Source organism: Aeromonas sp. S8(2024) (assembly GCF_041403085.1).
Lineage (GTDB): Bacteria > Pseudomonadota > Gammaproteobacteria > Enterobacterales > Aeromonadaceae > Aeromonas > Aeromonas dhakensis.
In genome coordinates this window covers 552210-575282 of sequence record NZ_JBGLRF010000002.1, presented here as the reverse complement: position 1 = coordinate 575282, position 23073 = coordinate 552210, and the positions used below count along the sequence as shown (strand labels likewise).

Genomic DNA, 23073 nt, shown 5'->3' with positions numbered 1-23073 from the left:
GTGGCCCTTCTGTCATTGTGCGCCTGGCACATCTGCCGCGCCCCCCTCCGCCCGGCGCGACATCAGGCTGTAGTAGAGCAGCGGGATCACCACCAGGGTGAGCAAGGTGGAGACCAGAATGCCGAAGATGAGGCTGATGGCCAGGCCGTTGAAGATGGGGTCATCGAGGATGAACAGGGCACCGATCATGGCCGCCAGCGCCGTCAGCAGGATGGGCTTGGCCCGCACCTGAGCGGCGCCGATCACCGCCTGCTCGAACGCCACGCCGGCGCTGCGCTGCTGCTCGATGAAATCCACCAGCAGTATGCTGTTGCGCACTATGATCCCGGCCAGCGCTATCATGCCAATCATCGAGGTGGCGGTAAACTGGGCCCCCAGCAGGGCGTGGCCCGGCATCACCCCGATCAGGGTGAGCGGGATGGGCGCCATGATGATGAGCGGCACCAGATAGGAGCGGAACTGGGCCACCACCAGCAGGTAGATGAGGATCATCCCCACTCCGTAGGCAATGCCCATGTCGCGGAAGGTCTCGTAAGTGATCTTCCACTCCCCGTCCCACAACAGCGCCACCTCCCCCAATTTATCCGGCTGCTGCACGTAATACTGGGGCAGCGAGATGTCGGCTCCGGCGGCAAACATGCCGTAGAGCGGGCTGTCGGCATGGCCCCCCATGTCGGCCACCACCATCACCATGGGCCGCATGTTCTTGTGCATGATATAGCTGGGCGCAACCTCGTCACGGCGGCTCACCAGCTCGGATACCCGGATGAGCTGGCCGCTCTGGCTGCGCACCTTGAGCGCCAGGATGCCGGCCAGATCCCGCTTGTCGCCGGGGGCGAGCTCGACACGGATCGGTACCGGGTACTTGGCGCCCTGACCATGCAGCCAGCTGGCATCCTGATAGCCGACGCCGCCGTTGAGGGTGGCCACCAGATCGCCGAGATCAACCCCGAAACGAGCCGCCTTGCTGCGATCCACCACCAGCCGCCACTTGGGCTGGGGGTCGGTCAGATAGATATCCACATCCACCAGATCCGCCGTCGCCACGAAGCGGGCCTCTACGGCGCGGGCCGCCGCCTCACGCTGATCCGGAGTGGGGCCATACACCTCGGCGACGATGGGTGACCAGACCGGCGGGCCGGGGGGCACCTCCACCACTTTGAGGTTGCCGCCAGCTGCGGATGCGATGGCCTGCAGCGGCGCCCGCACCGACTGGGCAATCTGGTGGCTGCTGCGATCCCGTTCATGCTTGTTCAGCAGATTGACCTGGATATCCCCCACGTTGGCGCCGCTGCGGATGAAGTAGTGGCGCACCAACCCGTTGAAGTTGATGGGGGCGGCGCTGCCGGCGTAGATCTGGTAATCCTTCACCTCGGGCACCCTGGCAAGCTCTCGCCCCAGCGCCAGCAGGGTGCGCTCGGTCTGCTCCAGGGTCGCCCCCTCCGGCATGTCGAGCACCAGCTGGAATTCCGACTTGTTGTCGAAGGGGAGCATCTTGAGCACCACCCACTGCACCATGGGCATGGCGGCGGCGCCCGCCACCAGCAGCAGGATGACCAGCCAGAGCTTGCGTCTCGCGCTCCTGGCGCCGTCCCCCATCATGAAGGGGGTCATCAGCCGGTGAAAGAGGCCGGCCCTGGCCTCGCCATGGGCTGCATGTCCCTCGCTCTTGAGCAGGTGATTGGCCAGCCAGGGGGAGAAGATAAAGGCCACCAGCAGGGAAATAAGCATCCCCATGCTGGCATTGATGGGAATGGGGCTCATGTAGGGGCCCATCAGGCCGCTGACAAAGGCCATCGGCAGCAGGGCCGCGATCACGGTCAGGGTGGCGAGAATGGTCGGCCCCCCTACCTCGTCCACCGCGCCCGGAATAAGGTCCCTGAGGGATCCCTTGCCCAGGCCGCGATGGCGGTGGATGTTCTCCACCACCACGATGGCGTCATCCACCAGGATGCCGATGGAGAAGATAAGGGCAAACAGCGACACCCGGTTGAGGGTAAAGCCCCACGCCCAGCTGGCAAAGAGGGTCAGTGCCAGGGTGATGACGATGGCGATGCCCACCACCAGCGCCTCGCGCCACCCCATGCTCACCAGCACCAGCAGCACCACCGCCGTGGTGGCGAAGATGAGCTTGCCGATGAGGGTGTTGGATTTGGTCTCGGCGGTGACGCCATAGTCCCGGGTCACCGTCACCTCGACCCCGGCCGGGATGAGCCGATTCTTGAGGCTCTCGACCCGGGCTTCCACCCGCTTGGCCACCTCTACCGCGTTCTGCCCGGGCTGTTTGCCGATGGCCAGGGTCACCGCCGGATGGCTCTGCTCCCCCTGCCCCATCCAGCTGCGCTGCACCGGGGTCTCCTCCCCAAGGGACACCTGGGCCACCTCGCCGAGGTAGACCGGCTTGCCGCCCTGCAGCCCCACCACCAGCTCGCGGGCCTCCTGCTCGCTTTGCAGGAACTGCCCCACCTGCACCTTGATCTCCCGATTGTCCTGCACCACGGCCTGCTCGCTGCCCACCTGATTGGCGACGGCGAGACGTTGGTTCAGCTCGCCCCAGCTGATGCCATGGGCGCTGAGGGCCGCCGGATCCGGCATCACCCGCAGCACGGCGCGCTGGCTGCCCAGGCTGTAGATATCGCGGGTACCGGGCAGGCGCTTGAGCTCGGTCTCCAGCTCGTGGGCGACCCGGGTCAGCTCGGCGGCCCCCAGCTGCTTGCTCCAGAGCGTCAGGCTGACGATGGGCACATCGTCGATCCCCCTGGGTTTGACCAGCGGCTGGCCGACGCCAAGCCCCTGGGGCAGCCAGTCCCGGTTCGAGTCGAGCTGGTTGTTGAGATCGACGATGGCCTGCTCGCGGCTCACCCCCACCTTGAACACCACCACCAGCAGGGCGCCGTCCGGGCGAGAGAAGGAGTAGAGGGTGTCTATCCCCTTGATCTGGGAAATAACCTGTTCGGCGGGAGTGGTGACGAGGGATTCGACCTCGGCGGGGCTGGCCCCCGGAAAGGGGATATAGACGTCGGCGAAGGTGACATCGATCTGCGGCTCCTCCTCCTTGGGGGTCACCAGCACCGCAAAGAGGCCGAGCAAGAGCCCCACCAGCGCCAGCAGCGGGGTGATGGCCGAGCCCTGAAACAGGGCCGCCAACCGGCCGGCTGGCCCCAGTTTGTTCTTGCTGTCGTGAGCGTCGTTACTCATGGGCCACCGCCTGCTGGCGCGCCCAGCCATCCGGAGCCACCCGATCACCGCTCTGGACGCCCGCCAGGAGCTCGCACTGCCCTGCCTGGCAATGGCCGACCCGCACCGGCGTCAGCACCCAGCTATCCCCCTCCTTCAGGTAGAGACCGCTGAACTCACCCTGCCTGAGCAGGGCCTGCTCCGGCACCTGCAGCAGCTGACGCTCGCCCTGTTTGAGCTGCACCTTGAGCCACATACCGGGCAGTACCCCCGCTGTGCTCGGCGGCAGATCGAGGCGCAACCGAAAGGCGTGGCTCTGGCTGTCGGCATAGTTGAAGCGGGTCAGTTTGAGGGGGGTAACGGCCTTGCCATCCGGCAGCAACACCTGCGCATCCGACGGCTGGCCGGCGAGGGCCAGCGCGGACTGGGGCAGCTCCACCTCTACCCGCAGGGCATCGAGGGAGAAGCCCGAGAGCAGCGGGGTGCCGGGGGCCACCGTCTCCCCCAGCTCCACCAGCCGCTTGGTGACCACCCCGGCGTAGGGGGCGAGGATGCGGGTATAGCCGTAGGCCTCCCGAGCCTGGGTGAGGGCGGCCTCGGCGGCGTTCACCTCGGCGCGGGCAGATCTGTCGCTCGCCAGGGCGCTGTCGAGCTGGGCGCGGGTGATCACCCCCTTGGCTATCAGCGCCTGGAAGCGGGCGAGCTGGCGCTCGGCTTCCACCTGCTGGGCCTGAGCCCGGGCCAGTCGCGCCTCGGCGCCGGTCACGGCGGCAAACTGCTCCTTGCCGCTGATCTCCAGCAGGGGTTGCCCGGCCACCACCTCATCGTTCACATCCACCAGCATGCGGGAGACCCGACCGCCAGTCTGGGCCGCCACCGTCCCCTGATGGATGGCACTGACGGTGCCATCCAGGGTGAGCCAGTCAGTCACCTGACGGGGAGCCAGAATCAGGGCCGCCTCGCCATTCGTCTCGGCAGACCATGCCGTCGACAGCGTCATGGGAGAGACAAGCGCAGATGTCACGGCCAGCAGAATGGCCCCCGGCAAGCGGATCGGTTCCATGATAGTCCTCCTTCCCCGGCAGCGGGGCAATCCATTCAGGCGGAGCGGGCGTGGCAGCGCTTCTCCCGCACCTTCACCAGGACCCGATCAACCAGCAAGATCCCGGCCACCATGGCGGCTACGAACAACAATATCATGGGCTGGCCGCTGGAAATGAGACTCAAGGCAGGCCCCGGGCAGATACCGACCAATCCCCAACCTATGCCGAACAGGGCAGATCCCCCGATGAGGCGGCGATCCAGCTTGGGGGCTGGCACCACAGCCATGGGCTCTCCCAGCAGGCTCAGGCGCCGCGGCTTCACCAGCAAGAAATAACCCGGCATGAAGACCAGCAGGGCGCCCCCCATCACGAACCCCAGGCTGGGATCCCAGGCGCCGGCCAGATCGAGAAAACCGGTGACCCGGGCGGGGTCTATCATGCCTGAGATGGCCAGACCCAGACCAAACAGCAAACCGGCGAGCAGACTTGTCAACAAGGTCATCGCAATAGCCTCCTAGAAGAGATGATGAGTCAGAAACACGGTCAGCACACCGGTTGCCATGAAGGTGAGGGTCGCCACTATGGAGCGCACGGAGAGCCGCCCCATGCCACAGATGCCGTGGCCGCTGGTACAGCCATTGCCAAAACGCGTGCCGATGCCCACCAGCAGACCGGCCAGCAGCACCAGCGGCCAGGCGGGCAGCGCGGTGAATGCAGGCATGCTGGCCCAACCCAGCGTCAGTGCCAACCAGGCTCCCGCTCCCAACCCCAGCAGGAAGAGCAGTCGCCACGGCGCCCTGTGTTGCAGCGCACCGGCCAGAATGCCGCTGATCCCGGCCACCCGGCCGTTGCACAGCATCAGGATCAGGGCCGCGAGCCCCACCAGCATGCCGCCCCCCAGGGAGAGCAGCCATTGGCTTTCCATCATCAAGATTCCTTATTTTCTGAGTGACAAAAATGGGTTTGCAGCGCCGCCAGCACATCGGCGGCCGCCTCGCTCACCAGCGAGTAGTAGATCTGCTGGGAGACCTTGCGCGAGCGGACAAGCCCCTGGCGCTTCAATACCGACAGTTGCTGGGAGAAGGCCGACTGGCCGAGCTGGCTGCGGGCCAGCAGCTCCCCGACTCCCTTCTCCCCCTCCACCAGCTGACAGAGCACCAGCAACCGCTCGGGATGAGCCAGCGCCTTGAGCAGGGAGGCGGCGGCCGTCGCGTGTCTGTTCATCTCGTCGAATTGGCTCATGGGAGTAAATTAGCAATTACTGATATTTGGTTCTATTGTATAAAGCGACACTAAATTAGCAATATCTAAATTAACTAAGGAGAAGGTCATGACAGTAGAAAACGGAGTAAGAGTGGTCGCGGGCTGCATGTTGTTGCTGTCGCTGCTGCTCACCGCTTGGGTGCACCCGGGCTTTGTCTGGCTGAGCGTCTTTGTCGGGGTCAACCTGATCCAGAGCGCCTTCACCGGCTTCTGCCCGGCCGCAATGATCCTCAAACGGCTGGGGCTGAAATAGCGGCGCGCCAAGGTAGAGAAAAACCTGCCATCTGGGGCGGGATGAGGGGGCGGGGCATCTCGCCGCCCTCTTAATGGCCACAGAGGTAGCCAGCCGGCCCCGACTATTGACGAACTTGTATCTAAATGTTGCTAAATGGGCGATGAGGCTTTACCCCACCGCTCTGGATGAGTACCATCAGGCCGTCCATCAACAGCGGAGACCATCAGTGGGCAACTCATCAAGTGACAGTTGTAGACCGACCCTCGTCGTCGGTCCCCGGGTCGCGAGCTAGCCGCAGGTCATCCTCTGCCGCATGCTCGCAGCCCTGCGAGAAGCGGAAATCCACTCCCCTCTTCTCTTTTTACACTTGACGTCTGGTGACCATTGGCCAAAAGCCATGGCCGCCATGCCTGCATAGTTTCTGCTTCCCACAAGGAGGCTGCTATGCGTTTTATTTCAACCCTGTCCGTAACCAACCGGACTCACCCCCTGCTGAGCAGACTGGGTCGCGGCATGTTGCCGCTCTGGCTGCGTGGCAAGGAGCGCCAGCACCACTACCGGCTGCAGATCCGTTGCGAGGATCGGGCCGACATGGAGCAGGTGCTGGATCTGGTGAACCACACCCTGCAACCGGCGGGCCTGCACCCCTTGCAGTCCCTGCGACCCGGTCGCAGCGGCGGGCGGGAGCTGGTGCTCAATCTGCACTGCACCCCGCCCCAGCGGCGCTACTTGGTGCAGTTCGTGCACCAGGTGGGGGTACATCACCCGGTTCGCTGGGAGCTGCATCCGCGCCGCGACCCCGAACCGGCGCTCAATTGAGCAAGCCATAACCGGGGCCAGCCATGCTGGTCCCTTTCAATCCGTTTCGCAGCCCAGCCCGCCATCCTGCATGGCCGGGCCGGGCTTTCCGTGCGTTTTTTCGATGAGGTGATGGCCTTCACGCACGGGGATCAGGCAAGGGAACCCTCGCCCGCCTTCAGGAAGGCCATCTGCAACAGAAGGAGTACGCCATGAGAATGTGGCAACAATTGGACATGATTTCCCTGCTCGACACCCTGGCCAGCCTGCTGCTCGCCTTCGTGCTCGGCAGTCTGGTGGGGCTGGAGCGTCAGTACCGCCAGCGTACCGCGGGCCTGCGCACCAATGTACTGGTAGCGGTGGGCGCGGCCCTGTTCGTCAACCTGGCCCAACGCATCTATGACCTGCACGGCGGCACCTACGGGGTGGTGCACGTGGTGGCCTACATCGTCTCCGGCATCGGTTTTCTCGGCGCCGGCGTCATCATGCGCGAATCCGGCAACATCCGCGGCATCAACACCGCCGCCACCCTGTGGGGGGTGGCGGCGGTGGGCGCCGCCAGCGGGGCCGGGCTGGCCATGGAGGCGATCCTCGGCGCCCTGTTCGTGCTGGCCGCCAACACCCTGCTGCGCCCGCTGGTGAACCAGATCAACCGCCGCCCGGTGGACAACACAGACACCGAGGTGACCTACCGCGTCACGGCCCTCACCCAGCGCGAATACCAGAAGGAGGTGCTGCACTGGCTGGAAGAGATGCTGGAGCAGGCCAACTACCCGCTGAGCGAGCTCGACATCGAGCCCTTCGGCGAGCGGGATCTGGAGATCTCGGCGGTGCTGCTGGCCACCTCCATCGATGGCGACGAGCTCGACGCCCTGATGGTGAAACTCGGCATCCACCCTCACATCAAGCAGGTGTTCTGGCGCGCCAGTACCACGGATTGAGGCGAGCCCTCGCCCCACAGCAAAAAGCCCCGCACTGGCGGGGCTTTTTCATCTTTCCGGGTTAGCGGCGGCTGCGCCAGCGCACCCTGGGGGGGATGACCTGGGCGGTCTGGATGGGGGGATTGCCCGCAATCAGCTGTTGCATCAGCTCGAAGGCGGCGCGAGCCAGGGCCGGGCAATCCTGCGCCACGGAATCGATGCGCATGGGGATGCAGTCGAGCAGGTCGTGGTCATCGAAGGTGCACAGGCGCATCCCAGTCTCCATCAGCCCCGCCTCGTTGAGGTAGCGCAGCACCCCTTCGAGCAGGGTGAAGGAGGCGGTAAAGAGCCCCTTGGGTGGCGCGCCGAGCTCGTCCACCAGCTCGGCCATCAGCTGATAGCCCGAGCTTGGCTGGTAGTCGCGGTGACGGACCCGGTCTGATGTGGCCTCCAGCCCGGCGCGGTGCAACCCCAGCTCGTAACCCGCCAGCCGGTGGCGGCTGGGGGAGAGATCCAGCAGGCCGCCGAAGTAGTAGATCTCCTCCCCGCAGCCGGTCGCCATGTCCTGCACCAGCTCGGCGGTGGCCTTGCAGGCATCCGAGATCACCATGGGCAGGCGCGACTCGCCGATGTGACGGTCGAGCTGCACCACCGGCAGACGATCGTGGATGCGGGCATAGATGTCGTCGCTGTGGCCGCTGGAGGCGACGATGAGGCCGTCCACCTGGCGGCTGATGAGGTTGTCCACCACCCGTTGCTCCAGGGTGGGGTCATCCTCGGAGCAGGCGATGAGCAGCTGGATCCCCGCCTCCCGGCAGTGGGCCTCGAGGGCGCGGGCGATGCTGGCGAAACCGAAGTTGGTGAGGTCGGGGATCACCAGTCCCCAGGTGTAACTGCGCACCGCCCGCAGGGAGCGGGCATGGATGCTCGGCTGGTAGTGGCACTCGTCCGCCACCGCCTGGATCCGCTTGCGAGTGTCGTCGGCGATGCGGTACTCCGCACTCTTGCCGTTGAGCACCAGGCTGGCGGTGGCCTTGGAGACCCCCGCGAGCGTGGCTATCTGGGCAATCGTGATCCGTTTCTTCTTCTCCACCTGACCTCCCGGCAAACTGACACCGGGCTATTGTACAAGGCAGGCCGCCAGCGGCCAGTGATCGAGGCAAATTTTGCTGTCGTTACCGTCACAACGTGCGGAAAGTATTGGGTTTTCACCGGGGAAGTAGCGGGTAGACAGGGTCTGGCGACCGCCATCCACGAAACACTCCAGGCTGGAGCGATCGCACAAGACGGTGATCTTGCCGCCCAGCCAGGGGCAGGATCGCTCCTCCCACTCCCCGCTCTGCCAGTTCTGCCGGCGCAGGACAAGACGCCCCGGCTGCCACACCAGCTCAGCCACGGCGCCGAACCCGAGGCGCCCCTCCCCGCTCAAGGCCAGGTCCAGCCAGGCCGAGTCGATGGCCAGGGCAGGCAGCTCGTCCGGCGCTCCCTCGAAGCGGGTTTGCTCTCCCTTAAGGGCTGAAATCTCCGCCACCGGCCGCTGGCAGAGCCAGTCGCCTTGCCAGAACAGCTCCCGCGGGCAGCTCATCTGGTGGATCCAGCCATGCTCGAGGGTCGGCTGGCTCATCTCATTCTCCTCCGGCAGCCCCAGCCAGGCAAACAGCAGGCGGCGCCCCTGGCTGTCCTGGGTGGTCTGGGGCGCGTAAAACTCGAAGCCTCGGTCCAGCTCGTGGAAGGCACCGTGCTCGAAGTGCGTGCCATCGAAGTCGCCCGCCAGCCAGCCACACTGGTAGAGGTTGCGATAATCCTCCCCCCGAGGCGCTATGCCCTGAGGGCAGCTGATCAGTACATGGCGCTCACCAAGTGCAAACAGATCCGGGCACTCCCACATATAGCCGAACTCGCCGAGGCCCCCGCGCCCGCTGCCGGCAATGGGGCCGACCAGCGTCCAACCATCCAGCGCGTCGCCGCGATAGAGCAGCACTTCCCCCTTGTCATCCAGGGTGCGGGCCCCCAGCACCATCAGCCACTGCCGGCCATCGTGCCACACCTTGGGGTCGCGCACGTGGCCGCTGTAGCCTGCGGGCAGGTCCAGCACCGGCCCCAGCTTCTCGAAGCCGCCTATACCGTCGGCCCGCGCCAGGCACTGGTAGGCGGTGCGGCTACCGTCCGGGTACTTGACGTTGCCGGTGTAGATGAGAGTCAGGCGCCCCTGCTCGTCGCTCACCGCCGAGCCTGAGTAGCAGCCGCTCTGCTCGTAGGGCTCGATGGGCAGCAGGGCCGGCAGCTCGTGCTGCCAGTGCAGCAGATCGGTGGAGGTAACGTGACCCCAGCCCTTGTTGGCGTGTGCGCAACCCAGCGGGTTCCACTGGTAGAAGAGGTGATAACGCCCGCCGTGCTCGATAAAGCCGTTGGGGTCGTTGAGCAGCCCCACCGGGGCTGCCAGGTGCCAGCGGGGCCGATGGGGATCGGCCGCTGCCTTGAGCTGGCCGGCCAGCAGGGACCGGACAACCTGTTTGAGGAGATGGCTTTCCTTCATCACTCCACCTTGTACTTGAGCAGGTAGGAGGCGGCGAAGGCGGCGCCAAAGGCGATCACCAGGCCGATGACGTAGTGGATGAGGCTCATGGGCTGGACAATGGCCATGCCCGGGATGCCGGTCAGGCCCACCGCCGTCATGCCCACCTTGGCCGCCACCACGTAGGCGCCGCCGCAGGCCCCGCCGAACAGACCGGCCAGGAAGGGTTTGATGTAGCGCAGGTTGACCCCGAAGATGGCCGCCTCCGTGATGCCGAGCAGGCAGGACATAGCCGCCGGCACCGTGATGGCCTTGATCTTCACGTCCCGGGTCTTGAAGTAGACCGCGAGACAGGCACCGCCCTGGGCCACGTTGGCCATGGCCCAGATGGGCAGCAGGAAGTTGACGCCGATGGCCGGGTTGGCCAGCAGGCCCGCCTCGATGGCGTGGAAGCTGTGGTGGATGCCGGTGATGACGATCAGCGAATAGGTGCCGCCAAACACCAGACCCGCCAGCCAGCCCGCCTGCTCATAGAGGGCGCTCAAGCCGAACGAGATGCCATCCCCCAATACCCGACCTGCCGGGCCGATAAAGAGCAGCGCCACGAAGCCGGTGATGATGATGGTCAGGAACGGCGTGAGGATGAGATCCAGGGCGTCAGGGACGCGCCTTCTCAGCTGTTTCTCCAGGTGGGACATGAACCAGACCGCCAAGAGCACCGGGAAGACGGTGCCCTGATAGCCGATCATGGCCACGTCCAGCCCGAAGAAGTCCATGGTCTTGAAGCCACCGGCCACCCCCCAGGCGTTGGTCAGGGCCGGGTGGGTGAGGATGCCGCCGAGGGTCGCCCCGAGGTACGGATTGCCGCCAAACTCCCGCGCCGCGGTGAACCCGATGAGGATCGGCAGGATGACGAAGGCCGCCGAGCTGAACATGTCCAGCATGATGAAGAGCGCGCTGTCGGCGTTGACCCAGCCATAGGTGCGCACCATGCCGAGCAGCCCCATCAGCAGGCCGGAGGCGACGATGGCCGGAATGATGGGCACGAAGATGTTGGAGAGGGTCCGCGCCAGGCGCTGGGCCACGTTGAGCTTGGCCGCCGCCATGTCGGTCAGCTCCGCCTTGCTGGCGGTACCGGTCCCGGTCAGGGCCACGAACTCCGCATGGACCTTGTTGACCAGGCCGGTGCCGAAGATCACCTGGATCTGGCCGGCGTTGCTGAAGCATCCCTTGACCCCCTCCAGCTTGTCGATGGCGGCCTTGTTCACCTTGCTGTCGTCCGCCAGCACCAGCCGCAGCCGGGTGGCGCAGTGGGCAGCGCTGACGATGTTCTCCTTGCCCCCGAGCAGGGGCACCAGATCCTTGGCTATCGCACTGATATTCATATTCTTCCTCTTATGGCCCGCCATCGGCAGGCCCTTGTCACATGAGAGTAGGGTCTGTTGACCCGGGGTTCTAGCCGCGGATCAACAACCGCTTGCACCCGATCGCAAAAAGGCATCCAGTTCGATGCGACTCGGCAGTGCCGTCATCGCCCCCTTGGCGGTGGTGGCCAGCGCCCCGCAGCCGTGGGCCCGGGCCAGGATGGCAGGCAACTCATCCAGAGCGGGCAGCGAGATCCGTTCGGCCAAGGCCGCCAGCAGACCGGCAACGAAGGCGTCCCCCGCCCCCGTGGTGTCGATGGGAGTCACTTTGGGCCCCACCCACTCCAGCAGCTCGCCGCCGAGGCGAGCCACCACGCCGGCCGCCCCCCGGGTCACCAGCACCAGGGCCGGGCCTGAAATGGTGGCGAGCCCCGCCGCCAGATCGTCCAGACCGCTTAGCAGTTGCAGCTCCTCCAGCGAGAGCTTGACCACGTCCGCCTGCGCAATGGCCTCGCGCACCACGGGCAGCATCTCGGCGGGGTTGCCCCACACCTCGGGCCTCAGATTGGGGTCGAAGCAGACCCGCCCCCCTGCCGCCTTGATGGTCGCCATGGCTTGCAGGCAGCTGCTGCGTACCGGCTCGTTGGCGAGCGCGATGGAGCAGGTCAGCAGCCACTGCCCGGCCTGGAAGAGCGGCAGATCGGCGGGGGTCAGGAACTGATCCGCGCTGGGCCTCACCATAAAGGTAAAGCTGCGCTCCCCTGCCTCATCGAGCTCCACCAGCACCGTGCTGGTACTATGGGCCGGATCCTGGATCAAGTGACGGATGTCGACTCCTTCGCTGGCCAGGGTATCGGCCATGAAGCGGCCGAAGGGATCGGCGCCGACCCGGCCGATAAAGGCCGACTCACCGCCAAGCCGGGCCACCCCGACCGCCACGTTGGCCGGCGCGCCGCCCGGACACCTGAGGTAGTGCTGCTCCCCTTCCGGGATCAAGTCCACCACCGCATCCCCCATTACCCACACACGATTCGTCACCTTGCTACTCCACTGCTGCATCGGATCGACTGTCAAACCCGGACTCTGTTTTGTTGGCTGGCATTATCAGCTAAACCGTTTTAGCCAACCAACAGATCCCGACGCCGGCTGCCATTTTTGTGATCGGGATAACGAACTAGAACCAGGTTTCCATCTGCACGCCGAAGTTCCACTCGCCGCCGGCGGTGAAGTTGCTCTGGCCCATGGCGTCGGTGCTGGCGTAGTTGTCGAGCTCGGAGGACCAGTCCATCCAGGTGGCGAATACCCGCAACTCGGGCCGCTCGAAGAAGCCGGCGGTCTGCGCCTTGAAGGTGGGGGCGAAGGTGAGCTTGGTGAAGTCGCCGCTCACCGCCTGACGCCCCTTGTAGCCCTTGGGATCGAGATCCATGTACTGCCAGGTGGCCTCGTAGACCAGCTCGACGTTCTGGCTCAGCACCTGGGCAAACCGGGTGTTGAGGGTGGCCCAGCGGTACTCGTCCCCCTTCACGTAACGATCCTTGCTCTGCTCGGCCAGCAGGGCCGGGGCGATACGCCAGCGCGAACTGAGATCCGTGGCGCCAAACACGGCGACCCGCACCGCATCGGCGTCCGCCAGCAGCTCGCTGTCGGAACCCAGCCCCTTGAGTTCGGCACCCAGGCCGTGGCCATACAGCACGGCCGCCTTGGAGAAGCCGGGGTTGATGCCAAAGAAGCTGTCGGCGTGGTAGGCCAGCAGGGTATGCGCCCCCTTGTTCGCCGCTTCGCTGCCGGCGCCGCCGTCGTTGATGCGCGCCTCGTTGTCCTTGGCGGAGAGGCCGTTCACCATCCACTGCCAGTTGCCGACCCGGTTGTTCATGGTGAGGATGTAGCTCTCGATGTCGGAGAGACCGCTCGCACTGATGTCGCCGTAGTCGCGCCCGTAGAGGGAGAAGTTCGCCTTCCAGCTGTCGGCCAGCTGCACGTCGTAGACGCCGCCGCCAGTGCCGGCCAGGAACACCACGTCCGAGTCGAGCCAGTGGATGTCGAAGTTGTCCCGGTCAAAGCGCTTGCCCGCCCACAACACAGCATGCTTGAAGGGACCGTCGAAACTCGCCAGATCGCCTATCTCGGCAAACACCTGGCGGGTGTTGAGACTGGAATCGCTAGCGGTCCAGTCGTTGCTGGTCTCCACCCCGTCCGCCAGCATCAACTTGTAGCGGGCCCAGCTGCCATCGGCGAAGGTCTGGGTCTTCAGCAGGTTGGCCTCCATGTAGGTGTCATCCTCGTTGCCAAGGCGACCCACGGCGCCACCCACCGAGCCGGCCGGGGTGATGTAGGGGCCGCCGCGACCGCCGTTGCCATTGCCGTTGACCAGCAGGCCCGAGCGGGCATAGCCGTGGAACTCGAAACCCTGGGCCCCGGCGGTCTGCTTGTCCACCTTCTCGCTCTGGGCCTTGGCCACCACGGCCGTCTCGCGGGCTTCGTTTGCCTTGCTCTGGGCCTCATCGGCCCGCGCTTCGGCGGCGGTGGCGCGCGCCTCGGCCGCCTGCACCCGCGCCTCCAGCGCCGCCAGACGGGCCTCGATACCGCCATCCGCCGCCCACAGCGGGCTGCTCATCCCCAATCCCAGCGCTACCGCCAGCGCCAACTTGTGCTTGCACATCGTCATCGTCCTCACCTGTCATCTGTCGCCCGGTCGGGCCTGTTGTTATCGACGACGAGAGCATAGCTAAACCAATTTAGCTAACTCAATACACAAGCTAAACCGTTTCAGCTCAAGTGTGAGCGGGATAACATTCGTACAGCAGGAATTGGCGGAAGTTGTGAGGAAGATCCCTCATCGGGATCCACTCAATAAGCGGGGATCTTGCTAAAGCTGGGGCAAAAAAAGAGCCGGCACAGGGCCGGCTCTTGATATCAGGGTCGCGAACATCAGCTGGTCAGATCGTCGAAGAAGCGTTTCACCCCTTCGAAGAAGCCTTCCGATTTCGGCTTGTGGGTCTTGGCGGCTGCGCCGCTGAAGGATTCGTCCAGCTGGCGCAGCAGCTCTTTTTGCTGCTCGGTCAGCTTGACCGGGGTCTCCACCACCACCTTGCACATCAGATCCCCCACCTGGCCGGAGCGCACGGACTTCACGCCCTTGCCCCGCATGCGGAACATCTTGCCGGTCTGGGTCTCAGGGGTGACCTTGAGCTTGACCCGGCCATCCAGGGTCGGTACTTCGATCTCGCCGCCGAGGGCTGCCGCGGTAAAGCTGATGGGCACTTCGCAGTAGAGGTTGTTGCCGTCACGCACGAAGATCTCGTGCTCCTTGACGTGCACCTGTACGTACAGATCGCCCGCCGGTGCGCCGGCCTCCCCCGCTTCCCCTTCGCCGGAGAGGCGGATGCGATCGCCGGTGTCGACGCCAGCCGGGATCTTGACCGACAGGGTTTTAGTCTTCTGGTAGCGACCTTCGCCGTGGCACTTGCGGCACGGATCCTTGATGATCTTGCCGCGGCCGTGACAGTGCGGACAGGGTTGCTGCACCGCGAAGAAGCCCTGACGCATCTGCACCTGGCCGGAGCCGTGGCAGGTCGGGCAGGTCTGGGCCGAGCTGCCGGTGTGGGCTCCCGAGCCGTTGCACACTTCACAGTGGACCAGGGTCGGTACCTTGATCTCCTTGGAGACCCCGCGTACCGCCTCTTCCAGGGTCAGCTCCATGGTGTAGCGCAGGTCGGAGCCACGAGCCGGGCCGCGACGGCCGCCACCACGGCTGCCACCGAAAATATCGCCAAACACGTCGCCGAAGATGTCGCCGAAATCGGCGCCACCGCCGAAGCCACCGTGGCCACCGCCACCCTGGCTCTGATCCACGCCGGCGTGGCCGTACTGGTCATAGCGGGCACGCAGGTTGGCATCGGTCAGGATCTCGTAAGCTTCCTTGACCTCTTTGAACTTCTCTTCGGCACCGGCATCCCCCTGATTGCGGTCAGGGTGATACTTCATGGCCAGACGCTTGTACGCCTTCTTGATCTCGCGCTCGTCGGCATCTTTCGATACCCCCAGCACTTCGTAGAAATCGCGCTTCGACATACTTATCCTGTTGCTATATCAGCAGTTACGCAGACGGGCGTTGGTCACCCAACGCCCGTAAATTCATTGACGAATCTGCTCACACTCTTACTACGAAGCCGTGATCAAGGCTCATGTGCTGCTCGGAATCCTCATGTATTCACATACACTCCGGTTCCTGCGCTGCGCTTTACCTTGCTGACGGCCTCTCGTGACAGACCGTGAACAGATTCTGAGCCGATGGGCGAAGCGGACTTCGCCCATCTGGGTCGGGCTTATTTCTTGTCGTCTTTCACTTCTTCAAACTCGGCATCGACCACGTCGTCGTCAGCCTTGGCGGAAGAGGAGGACTGACCGGCGTCAGCACCGGCGGCGCCTTGCGCCTGAGCCTGCTGCTGGGCAATCTCCATCAGCTTTTGGGACGCTTCCAGCAGTGCCTGCTGCTTGGCCTCGATAACGGCCTTGTCGTCGCCCTTGATGGCGGTTTCCAGCTCGCTCAGTGCAGCTTCGACCTTGGTCTTGTCGTCGGCAGGCAGGGCTTCACCGGCTTCGGTAACCTGCTTGCGCACGGAGTGGACCAGACCATCAGCCTGGTTGCGGGCCTGCACCAGCTCTTCAAACTTCTTGTCCTCGGCCGCGTTGGCTTCGGCTTCACGTACCATGCGCTCGATCTCGTCATCAGACAGACCAGAGGAGGCCTGGATGGTGATCTTCTGCTCCTTGTTGGTCTCCTTGTCTTTGGCGGAGACGTGCAGGATGCCGTTGGCGTCGATGTCGAAGGTCACTTCGATCTGCGGCAGACCACGCGGTGCCGGACGGATGCCTTCCAGGTTGAACTGGCCCAGAGACTTGTTGTCGCTGGCGCGCTTGCGCTCACCCTGCAGCACGTGAATGGTCACGGCAGACTGGTTGTCTTCGGCAGTGGAGAACACCTGGGACTTCTTGGTCGGAATGGTGGTGTTCTTCTCGATCAGCGCAGTCATCACGCTGCCCATGGTTTCGATACCCAGAGAGAGCGGGGTCACGTCCAGCAGCAGAACGTCGGTCTTGTCACCGGACAGCACGGCACCCTGGATGGCAGCACCCATGGCCACGGCTTCGTCCGGGTTGACGTCTTTGCGCGGCTCTTTGCCGAAGAACTCGGCAACTGTCTTCTGAACCAGTGGCATACGGGTCTGACCACCAACCAGAATCACGTCGTCGATCTCGCCAACCGCCAGACCGGAGTCTTTCAGGGCGACACGAACCGGCTCCAGAGAGTCCTTCACCATGTCTTCCACCAGGGATTCCAGCTTGGCGCGGGTTACCTTGATGTTCATGTGCTTCGGACCGGTGGCATCGGCAGTGATGTACGGCAGGTTGACGTCGGTCTGCTGGGCAGAAGAGAGCTCGATCTTGGCCTTCTCGGCGGCATCTTTCAGACGCTGCAGGGCCAGCTGGTCGTTGCGCAGGTCGATGCCCTGCTCGCGCTTGAACTCGTCAACCAGGTAGTTGATGACGCGGTTGTCAAAGTCTTCACCACCCAAGTGGGTGTTACCGTTGGTTGCCAGTACTTCGAAGGTGGTCTCGCCTTCCACTTCGTCGATCTCGATGATGGAGATGTCGAAGGTACCGCCCCCTAAGTCATACACGGCAACCTTGCGCTCGCCCTTGACCTTGTTGACGCCGTAGGCGAAAGCCGCGGCAGTCGGTTCGTTGATGATGCGTTTTACATCCAGACCGGCGATGCGACCGGCATCCTTGGTGGCCTGACGCTGGGCGTCGTTGAAGTAGGCCGGTACAGTGATGACCGCTTCGGTGACCGGCTCGCCCAGGTAGTCTTCAGCGGTCTTCTTCATCTTTTTCAGCACTTCGGCAGAGATCTGCGGCGGTGCCATTTTCTTGCCTTTCACCTCGACCCAGGCGTCACCGTTGTCGGCCTTGGCGATGGCGTACGGCATGATTTTCAGGTCACGTTGTACTTCGTCATCTTCGAAACGACGGCCGATCAGACGCTTGATGGCGAACAGCGTGTTCTTCGGGTTGGTGATGGCCTGACGCTTGGCCGGCTGACCAACCAGGATTTCGCCGTCATCGGCATAGGCAATGATGGACGGAGTAGTACGGTCGCCTTCCGCGTTCTCGATCACGCGAGCATGGTCGCCATCCAGAATAGCGACGCAGGAGTTGGTAGTACCCAGGTCAATACCGATGATTTTACCCATTTGACGAATCTCCAAATACTTTGAATAAACTGGCGAGGGGCTCGCCTTAATGCGTTAACGGCTAGGTGGGGCCTGCCAATCTGGCTTTCAAGCTCCCGGCATCAAATTTTTTGTGCCGCCGTGGCCTTGCATCCTATATGGGGTCGCAAGTGGCCACTTCAAGCCCCGCCCTGCAAAAACCCCACCTTTTGTCATGGCCGGGCCATGACGCACCGCAGGGATACACAACAAAAAGCCCGCCAAGCGGCGGGCCTGGGCATCAAGCACCGACTCAGTCGACGGCCTTGGATACCATGACCATGGCCGGACGGATCACGCGACCGTTCAGCTCGTAGCCTTTCTGCATCACGGCGATGACGGTGTTCGGCGCCACGTCGGCACTCGGCACCATGCTCATCGCCTGATGGGCGTTGGGGTCAAACGGCTGGTTGGTCGGATCCAGCGCCGCCAGGCCGAACTTGGCCACGCCGCTCTGCATGGATTTCAGGGTCAGCTCGACCCCTTCGATCATCGGCTTGAGGGCGTCGTTTTCCTTGTCGGCCAGCTCGATGGCGCGTTCCATGTTGTCCAGCACCGGCAAGAGCTCGGCGGCGAACTTCTCCAGCGCGAACTTGTGCGCCTTCTCCACGTCCTGCGCCGCGCGACGACGCAGGTTCTCCATCTCTGCGACGGCACGAATGGCGCGCTCGCGCTCTTCGGCAGAGGCTTGCTGGGCAGCTTCCAGCTGCGCCTCCAGCTCGGCAATGCGGGCCTGCTCGGCTGTCACTTCACTGTCTACATCGGTCGGCTCGACTGGCTGGGCTTCCACTTGCTCCATCGCTTCAACCTTTTGTTCTTCGTGGTTCATGACATCTCCAATTGCGGGTTACTTATGAGGGCCCGCTCTCCGGTTGCGCGACCGGACGGCAACGGGCCGACTATGTTGGCGCTATTATGGGGATGGATCCCCGGCTTTCAAGGGGAAAAGGGCGCCATTATCGCCAAGGAGGTGACGCGACAGGCAATTTACGGTGTTTTCCCGCCCCATGGCGCAAGCGGACACGCCGGCAGCAGACAAATCCCCCCCAAAGCGCGGTATACTCCCCCCAATACTCATCCCAGACCCGACAGACCATGGATTCTCCGTTCAAAACCATCGCCCTGATTGGCAAGCCCCACCACGAAGGGGCCAACCAGACCCTGACCGGCCTGCATCAATACCTGACCACCCGCGGTTTTCGGGTGCTGGTAGAGAGCCGGGTGGCCCACGCCCTCGGCATCATGGACGAGAACGTGATGGATCTGGTGCAACTGGGCCAGCAGGCGGATCTCGCCATCGTGGTCGGTGGTGACGGCAACATGCTGGGGGCCGCGCGGGTACTGTCGCGCTTCGACGTGGCGGTGATCGGGGTAAACCGGGGCAACCTCGGCTTTCTCACCGATCTCTCGCCGCAGGATTACCTGCTGCCGCTGGAGCAGGTGCTGTGCGGCCACTACAAGAGCGAGCACCGCTTCCTGCTGGAGGCGGCGGTCTATCGCCACGGCGAGCGCAAGTCCAACAACCTGGCGGTCAACGAGGCGGTGCTGCACCCGGGCAAGATTGCCCACATGATCGAGTTCGAGGTCTACATCGACGGCAGCTTCATGTACAGCCAGCGCTCGGACGGCATCATAGTGGCCACCCCCACCGGCTCCACCGCCTACTCCCTGTCGGCGGGCGGCGCCATCCTCACCCCCAAGCTCAACGCCATCACGCTGGTGCCCATGTTCCCGCACACCCTGAGCAGCCGCCCCATCGTGCTGGACGCCGACAGCGAGGTGCGGCTGCTGGTCTCACCGGACAATCAGGACGACGCCATGCAAGTGAGCTGCGACGGTCAGGTGACCCTGGCGGTCCACCCGGGGGACGAGATCCTCATCAAGAAGAGCAGCCACAAGCTGCATCTGGTCCATCCGCTGGATTACAGCTACTTCCACGTGCTGCGCAACAAGCTCGGCTGGGGCAGCAAGCTGTTCTGATCCCCAGCCCTGCACTCCATCTCCCTCACAAAACGGTCCCTGGCGCGGGCCGTTTTGCATTCCGTCCCGCGGCGACATCTTTACTGTATGGAAAACCAGTATATACTGGATGCATACACAGTAATGTTGGCCCATACAGGATGAGACCATGCTGACCCAGCTGACCGTCAACAACTTCGCCATCGTCAAGTTTCTCGAACTCGATCTGCAACCGGGCATGACCTGCATCACGGGTGAGACCGGGGCGGGCAAATCCATCGCCATCGATGCCCTGGGCCTGTGCCTGGGGGAGCGTGCCGAAGCGGGCATGGTGCGACCGGACAGTGACAAGAGCGAGGTCAGCGCCCGCTTCCTGCTGGACGGCAACCCGGCCGCTCGCGCCTGGCTGGCCACCAACGAGCTGGAAAACGAAGGGGAATGCATAGTGCGGCGGGTCATCTCCGCCGAGGGGCGCTCACGCAGCTACATCAACGGCGTGCCCGTGCCCCTCACCCAGCTCAAGAACCTGGGCCAGCTGCTGGTCAACGTCCATGGCCAGCATGCCCACCAGATGCTGCTCAAACCCGATTACCAGCTCGCCCTGCTCGATGGCTACGCCGGCCACCATCTGCTGCTCGATGAGGTGCGCCGCCAATACCAGCAGTGGCGCCAGCTGCAGAACGAGCTCAACCGGCTCAAGGCCGAGCAGCAGCAGCGGGAGGCCCGCCGCCAGCTCATCGAATACCAGGTGCAGGAGCTGGATGAATTTGCCCTGCAACCGGGGGAGTTTGAAGAGATTGAAGAGGAGCATCAGCGCCTGGCCAACGGCACCGAGCTGATGCAGGAGTGCGGCGCCTGTCTGGATCTGCTCTATGACAACGAGGAGACCACCATCGCCGGTCTGCTGCAGACCGTCGTCGATCGGGCCGAGGGGCTGGTCGCCATGGACAGCCGGCTGGGCGACGTGCTCGGCATGCTCAACGAGGCCCTCATCGGGGTGCAGGAGAGCCACAGCGAGCTGCGCAGCTACCTGGATCGGCTGGAGCTGGATCCAGAGCGCTTCAACGAGCTGGAGAGCCGCCTCTCCAAGGCCATCAACCTGGCCCGCAAGCACCACGTCAAACCGGCCGAGCTGGCCCTGCACCATCAGGAGCTGGCCGCCGATCTGGCGCGCCTCAACTCCGACGAGGAACGGCTGGAGGGGATGGAAGACGAGCTGGCCGAGGCCCGCCAGGCCTTCGTGCAGGCCGCCGAGGCCCTGAGCCAGAGCCGCCAACGCTATGCCGAAGAGCTCGGCGCCAAGGTGAGTGCCAGCATGCACGAGCTGGCGATGCCGGACGGCCGCTTCGCCATTGAGGTGCGCCCCGATGCCCAGAGCAGCCTGTCACCGCTCGGCATCGACCGGGTGGAGTTCATGGTCACCACCAACCCGGGCCAGCCCATCCAGCCGCTCGGCAAGGTGGCCTCCGGCGGCGAACTGTCGCGTATCAGCCTCGCCATCGTGGTGATCAGCGCCCGCAAGATCTCGACGCCGACCCTCATCTTCGATGAAGTGGACGTGGGGATCAGCGGCCCGACAGCGGCCGTGGTAGGGCGCCTGCTGCGCCAGCTGGGGGAATCGACCCAGGTGATGGTGGTCACCCACCTGCCCCAGGTCGCAGGCAAGGGGCACCAGCACATGGTGGTGAGCAAGCACACCGACGGCAAGACCACCGAAACCCAGATGCAGGCGCTGGATCAAAGTGCCCGTCTCAACGAGCTGGCCCGTCTGCTGGGGGGCGATCAGATCACCGACAACACCCTGGCCAACGCTCGCGAACTGCTGGCCTGCTGAGGCAAAGGTCAGCCATCTGCACGCGGGGCCCACGTTGAGGATCAGGTTCCCCGCGTAACCCCGCCTGCTGGTGACGGCGGTTTGCTGCGCCGCGGCGGGTGCATCATCACCATGCCGCCGTTGCCGCATTCTGGAGAGCTCACCCCCCGAGAGATCACTTTCTGGCGGTTTGAATGGTCACGGCCTGCCTGGCCGGATCGAAGCCTCATAGCCTCTCGCTCATACCGAGACGCGGCCTAATCTCCTTGCTTGCCCATCCCCCTATCCACCTCTTGCAGCGTGAACCTTGCGGCCATGGGCGATCCCCCGGCGCTTGCCACACAGCTATCTCCTTCCGCTTGTCTCCCTGTCCGAGTTTGCCTCCCTGCCCTAATCTGCTGCCCGGGTCTGCCTCCCTACCCAGCCCCAAGGCGATTCAGCAGCAGGAGTGAGCGCCCCTTTTACAACAGGATCTCGCCCGCCGCAGGGCGGCCTGCGCCGGTTGCCATGAGCGGGGGCGGCGCATAGAGTGAATCCAGAGCAGGGCAAGCCCCTGTTTTCCCGTTTGCCCCGCATACCTGATCTTGCCTCAGGTACGTCATCAACCGCAGGAATGGCACCATGCTCCACGTGTTTGGTCACAAGAATCCCGATAGCGACAGCATCTGTACCGCCCTGGTGGCTGCCGACTGGCTCAATCGCCAGGGCCGCCCTGCCCAGGCCTATGCCCTTGGCGAACCCATCGCCGAAACCCGCTTCATTCTGGACACCGCCGGCGTCGCCGCCCCGCCCCTGCTGCAGGGCAGCGTGGCCAACAAAGAGGTGTTCCTGGTGGATTTCAGCGAGCTGGAGCAGGGGCCGGATGGACTGGCAGAGGCCGACGTGCAGGGCCTCATCGACCACCACCGCATCGGTACTCTCATTACCCGTGGGCCGCTCGATGCCTGGATCCGGGCCGTGGGTTGCAGCGCCACCGTGCTGCTGGAGCTGATGGGTTACCATACCCTCTCCCGCGCCCAGGCTCGCCTGCTGCTGGGGGCCATCATCAGCGATACCTTCAGCCTCACCTCGCCCACCACCACGGCGCGCGATCGCGCCGCCGTCCATGCCCTGCTGCCGCTGGCGGATCTGGCGCTGGAGCCCTTTGCACAGACCCTGCTGGAGCGCCGCACCCAGCTTGGTGACGCCCCCATGGCCGAGCTGCTCACCGCCGACGAGAAGGCCTACCAGATAGCCGGCTACCAGCTCTATGTCAGCCAGATCTGCGTGATGGATCCGGGTCAACTGCACAGCCGGCAGGCGGAACTGGAACAAGCCATGCAGCTGCGGCTGGCAGAGGATGGGCTGGATGCCTATGTCCTGATGCTGACCGACCTGGCTCAGGGGGGCAGCCAGCTCCATTTCGCCAGCAACGGCATCCTGCCCGCCCACCCCATCCAGCTGATCGGCGCCGTCAGTCGCAAGAAAGAGGGGCTGCCTTGGCTGACGAGCTATCTGGCAGGCAAGCCACTCTGACGCTGACCCGGCGAGTCCCGCTTCACGCCGGACTCGCCGTTCTGCTCACCCGTCCCACCCACTCTCTTGTTATCTTGCCGTCTGCCAACCAACACCCTCCGGCATGGCTCCAGAGAGGGGCCAATCCCGGCTTTGCTCGCACTTTTGACGGCTCGCACGTCATTTGCCCGTCCAGCCCAGGTTTTCCTTCATTTTCCAT

Annotated in this window: 19 protein-coding genes; 6 read left to right on the top strand and 13 right to left on the bottom strand. The window is 64.3% G+C overall.

Annotated elements, in window-relative coordinates; translation table 11 throughout:
- Positions 1-12: 12 nt before the first annotated feature.
- Genes ACB031_RS07185 through ACB031_RS07165 form a run of 5 tightly spaced genes read right to left on the bottom strand, consistent with a single transcriptional unit; the run spans position 13 to position 5462 of the window.
- Complete coding sequence (locus ACB031_RS07185; protein WP_371139266.1) at positions 13-3198, bottom strand: efflux RND transporter permease subunit; 3186 nt, start codon at positions 3196-3198, stop codon at positions 13-15.
- On the bottom strand, positions 3191-4240 hold the full coding sequence (locus ACB031_RS07180; RefSeq protein ID WP_371139265.1) for an efflux RND transporter periplasmic adaptor subunit: 1050 nt from the start codon (positions 4238-4240) through the stop codon (positions 3191-3193). Before ACB031_RS07180 ends, ACB031_RS07185 begins: the two co-directional genes overlap by 8 nt.
- Before the next feature lie 35 nt (positions 4241-4275).
- Complete coding sequence (locus ACB031_RS07175; RefSeq protein WP_017765698.1) at positions 4276-4722, bottom strand: YeeE/YedE family protein; 447 nt, start codon at positions 4720-4722, stop codon at positions 4276-4278.
- Between the two features lie 12 nt (positions 4723-4734).
- Positions 4735-5148, bottom strand: a complete 414-nt coding sequence (locus ACB031_RS07170; protein WP_010633373.1) for a YeeE/YedE family protein — start codon at positions 5146-5148, stop codon at positions 4735-4737.
- A complete protein-coding gene (locus ACB031_RS07165; RefSeq protein WP_025201394.1) occupies positions 5148-5462 on the bottom strand; it encodes a helix-turn-helix transcriptional regulator in 315 nt (104 codons plus the stop codon). The genes ACB031_RS07170 and ACB031_RS07165 overlap by 1 nt, the downstream gene beginning before the upstream one ends.
- 88 nt (positions 5463-5550) lie before the next feature.
- Here ACB031_RS07165 and ACB031_RS07160 point away from each other — a divergent pair, with 88 nt between their 5' ends.
- The 3 genes from ACB031_RS07160 to ACB031_RS07150 all read left to right on the top strand — a co-directional run bounded on the left by ACB031_RS07160 (position 5551) and on the right by ACB031_RS07150 (position 7457).
- A complete protein-coding gene (locus ACB031_RS07160; RefSeq protein WP_005302992.1) occupies positions 5551-5736 on the top strand; it encodes a DUF2892 domain-containing protein in 186 nt (61 codons plus the stop codon).
- Between the two features lie 426 nt (positions 5737-6162).
- Positions 6163-6537 carry a hypothetical protein gene (locus ACB031_RS07155; protein WP_019840178.1) on the top strand — a complete coding sequence of 125 codons (375 nt, stop codon included), beginning with the start codon at positions 6163-6165 and terminating at the stop codon, positions 6535-6537.
- A gap of 191 nt (positions 6538-6728) precedes the next feature.
- Positions 6729-7457: an MgtC/SapB family protein gene (locus ACB031_RS07150; RefSeq protein ID WP_005302996.1), complete on the top strand. Its 729-nt coding sequence runs from the start codon at positions 6729-6731 to the stop codon at positions 7455-7457.
- Between the two features lie 61 nt (positions 7458-7518).
- Here ACB031_RS07150 and ACB031_RS07145 read toward each other — a convergent pair whose 3' ends face one another.
- The 8 genes from ACB031_RS07145 to grpE all read right to left on the bottom strand — a co-directional run bounded on the left by ACB031_RS07145 (position 7519) and on the right by grpE (position 18416).
- A complete protein-coding gene (locus ACB031_RS07145) occupies positions 7519-8529 on the bottom strand; it encodes a substrate-binding domain-containing protein (protein WP_371139264.1) in 1011 nt (336 codons plus the stop codon).
- Positions 8530-8556: 27 nt separating this feature from the next.
- Positions 8557-9972, bottom strand: coding sequence for a glycoside hydrolase family 32 protein (locus ACB031_RS07140; protein ID WP_371139263.1), 1416 nt, complete (start codon positions 9970-9972; stop codon positions 8557-8559).
- Entirely contained in the window at positions 9972-11336 is a 1365-nt protein-coding gene (locus tag ACB031_RS07135; protein ID WP_371139262.1) for a sucrose-specific PTS transporter subunit IIBC, read from the bottom strand. Before ACB031_RS07135 ends, ACB031_RS07140 begins: the two co-directional genes overlap by 1 nt.
- Positions 11337-11417: 81 nt before the next feature.
- Positions 11418-12374, bottom strand: a complete 957-nt coding sequence (locus ACB031_RS07130; RefSeq protein WP_017765702.1) for an aminoimidazole riboside kinase — start codon at positions 12372-12374, stop codon at positions 11418-11420.
- A 115-nt stretch (positions 12375-12489) separates the two neighbouring features.
- On the bottom strand, positions 12490-13980 hold the full coding sequence (locus ACB031_RS07125) for a carbohydrate porin (RefSeq protein ID WP_081588768.1): 1491 nt from the start codon (positions 13978-13980) through the stop codon (positions 12490-12492).
- Between the two features lie 263 nt (positions 13981-14243).
- Entirely contained in the window at positions 14244-15386 is a 1143-nt protein-coding gene (gene dnaJ, locus ACB031_RS07120) for a molecular chaperone DnaJ (protein ID WP_005303007.1), read from the bottom strand.
- 254 nt (positions 15387-15640) lie between these two features.
- Positions 15641-17569 carry a molecular chaperone DnaK gene (gene dnaK / locus ACB031_RS07115; RefSeq protein ID WP_005303009.1) on the bottom strand — a complete coding sequence of 643 codons (1929 nt, stop codon included), beginning with the start codon at positions 17567-17569 and terminating at the stop codon, positions 15641-15643.
- A 271-nt stretch (positions 17570-17840) separates the two neighbouring features.
- Positions 17841-18416: a nucleotide exchange factor GrpE gene (gene grpE, locus ACB031_RS07110; RefSeq protein WP_005303011.1), complete on the bottom strand. Its 576-nt coding sequence runs from the start codon at positions 18414-18416 to the stop codon at positions 17841-17843.
- Between the two features lie 266 nt (positions 18417-18682).
- Here grpE and nadK point away from each other — a divergent pair, with 266 nt between their 5' ends.
- The 3 genes from nadK (at position 18683) to ACB031_RS07095 (ending at position 22874) form a co-directional block, all read left to right on the top strand.
- On the top strand, positions 18683-19567 hold the full coding sequence (nadK, locus tag ACB031_RS07105) for an NAD(+) kinase (protein ID WP_005303013.1): 885 nt from the start codon (positions 18683-18685) through the stop codon (positions 19565-19567).
- Between the two features lie 148 nt (positions 19568-19715).
- The gene (gene recN, locus ACB031_RS07100) at positions 19716-21380 is read left to right on the top strand and encodes a DNA repair protein RecN (RefSeq protein WP_010633364.1); all 1665 of its coding nucleotides are present in this window, start codon (positions 19716-19718) and stop codon (positions 21378-21380) included.
- 600 nt (positions 21381-21980) lie between these two features.
- A complete protein-coding gene (locus ACB031_RS07095; RefSeq protein WP_268037245.1) occupies positions 21981-22874 on the top strand; it encodes a DHHA2 domain-containing protein in 894 nt (297 codons plus the stop codon).
- Positions 22875-23073: the final 199 nt, after the last annotated feature.

Excerpts from the sequence above, each read along its gene's own strand:
- dnaK (WP_005303009.1), bottom strand. The coding sequence starts at position 17,569 with ATGGGTAAAATCATCGGTATTGACCTGGGTACTACCAACTCCTGCGTC.
- ACB031_RS07180 (WP_371139265.1), bottom strand. The coding sequence starts at position 4,240 with ATGGAACCGATCCGCTTGCCGGGGGCCATTCTGCTGGCCGTGACATCT.
- ACB031_RS07155 (WP_019840178.1), top strand. The coding sequence starts at position 6,163 with ATGCGTTTTATTTCAACCCTGTCCGTAACCAACCGGACTCACCCCCTG.
- ACB031_RS07170 (WP_010633373.1), bottom strand. The coding sequence starts at position 5,148 with ATGATGGAAAGCCAATGGCTGCTCTCCCTGGGGGGCGGCATGCTGGTG.
- grpE (WP_005303011.1), bottom strand. The coding sequence starts at position 18,416 with ATGAACCACGAAGAACAAAAGGTTGAAGCGATGGAGCAAGTGGAAGCC.
- ACB031_RS07185 (WP_371139266.1), bottom strand. The coding sequence starts at position 3,198 with ATGAGTAACGACGCTCACGACAGCAAGAACAAACTGGGGCCAGCCGGC.
- dnaJ (WP_005303007.1), bottom strand. The coding sequence starts at position 15,386 with ATGTCGAAGCGCGATTTCTACGAAGTGCTGGGGGTATCGAAAGATGCC.
- ACB031_RS07135 (WP_371139262.1), bottom strand. The coding sequence starts at position 11,336 with ATGAATATCAGTGCGATAGCCAAGGATCTGGTGCCCCTGCTCGGGGGC.
- nadK (WP_005303013.1), top strand. The coding sequence starts at position 18,683 with ATGGATTCTCCGTTCAAAACCATCGCCCTGATTGGCAAGCCCCACCAC.
- ACB031_RS07150 (WP_005302996.1), top strand. The coding sequence starts at position 6,729 with ATGAGAATGTGGCAACAATTGGACATGATTTCCCTGCTCGACACCCTG.
- ACB031_RS07125 (WP_081588768.1), bottom strand. The coding sequence starts at position 13,980 with ATGACGATGTGCAAGCACAAGTTGGCGCTGGCGGTAGCGCTGGGATTG.
- ACB031_RS07140 (WP_371139263.1), bottom strand. The coding sequence starts at position 9,972 with ATGAAGGAAAGCCATCTCCTCAAACAGGTTGTCCGGTCCCTGCTGGCC.
- ACB031_RS07095 (WP_268037245.1), top strand. The coding sequence starts at position 21,981 with ATGCTCCACGTGTTTGGTCACAAGAATCCCGATAGCGACAGCATCTGT.
- ACB031_RS07160 (WP_005302992.1), top strand. The coding sequence starts at position 5,551 with ATGACAGTAGAAAACGGAGTAAGAGTGGTCGCGGGCTGCATGTTGTTG.
- ACB031_RS07175 (WP_017765698.1), bottom strand. The coding sequence starts at position 4,722 with ATGACCTTGTTGACAAGTCTGCTCGCCGGTTTGCTGTTTGGTCTGGGT.
- recN (WP_010633364.1), top strand. The coding sequence starts at position 19,716 with ATGCTGACCCAGCTGACCGTCAACAACTTCGCCATCGTCAAGTTTCTC.
- ACB031_RS07165 (WP_025201394.1), bottom strand. The coding sequence starts at position 5,462 with ATGAGCCAATTCGACGAGATGAACAGACACGCGACGGCCGCCGCCTCC.
- ACB031_RS07130 (WP_017765702.1), bottom strand. The coding sequence starts at position 12,374 with ATGCAGCAGTGGAGTAGCAAGGTGACGAATCGTGTGTGGGTAATGGGG.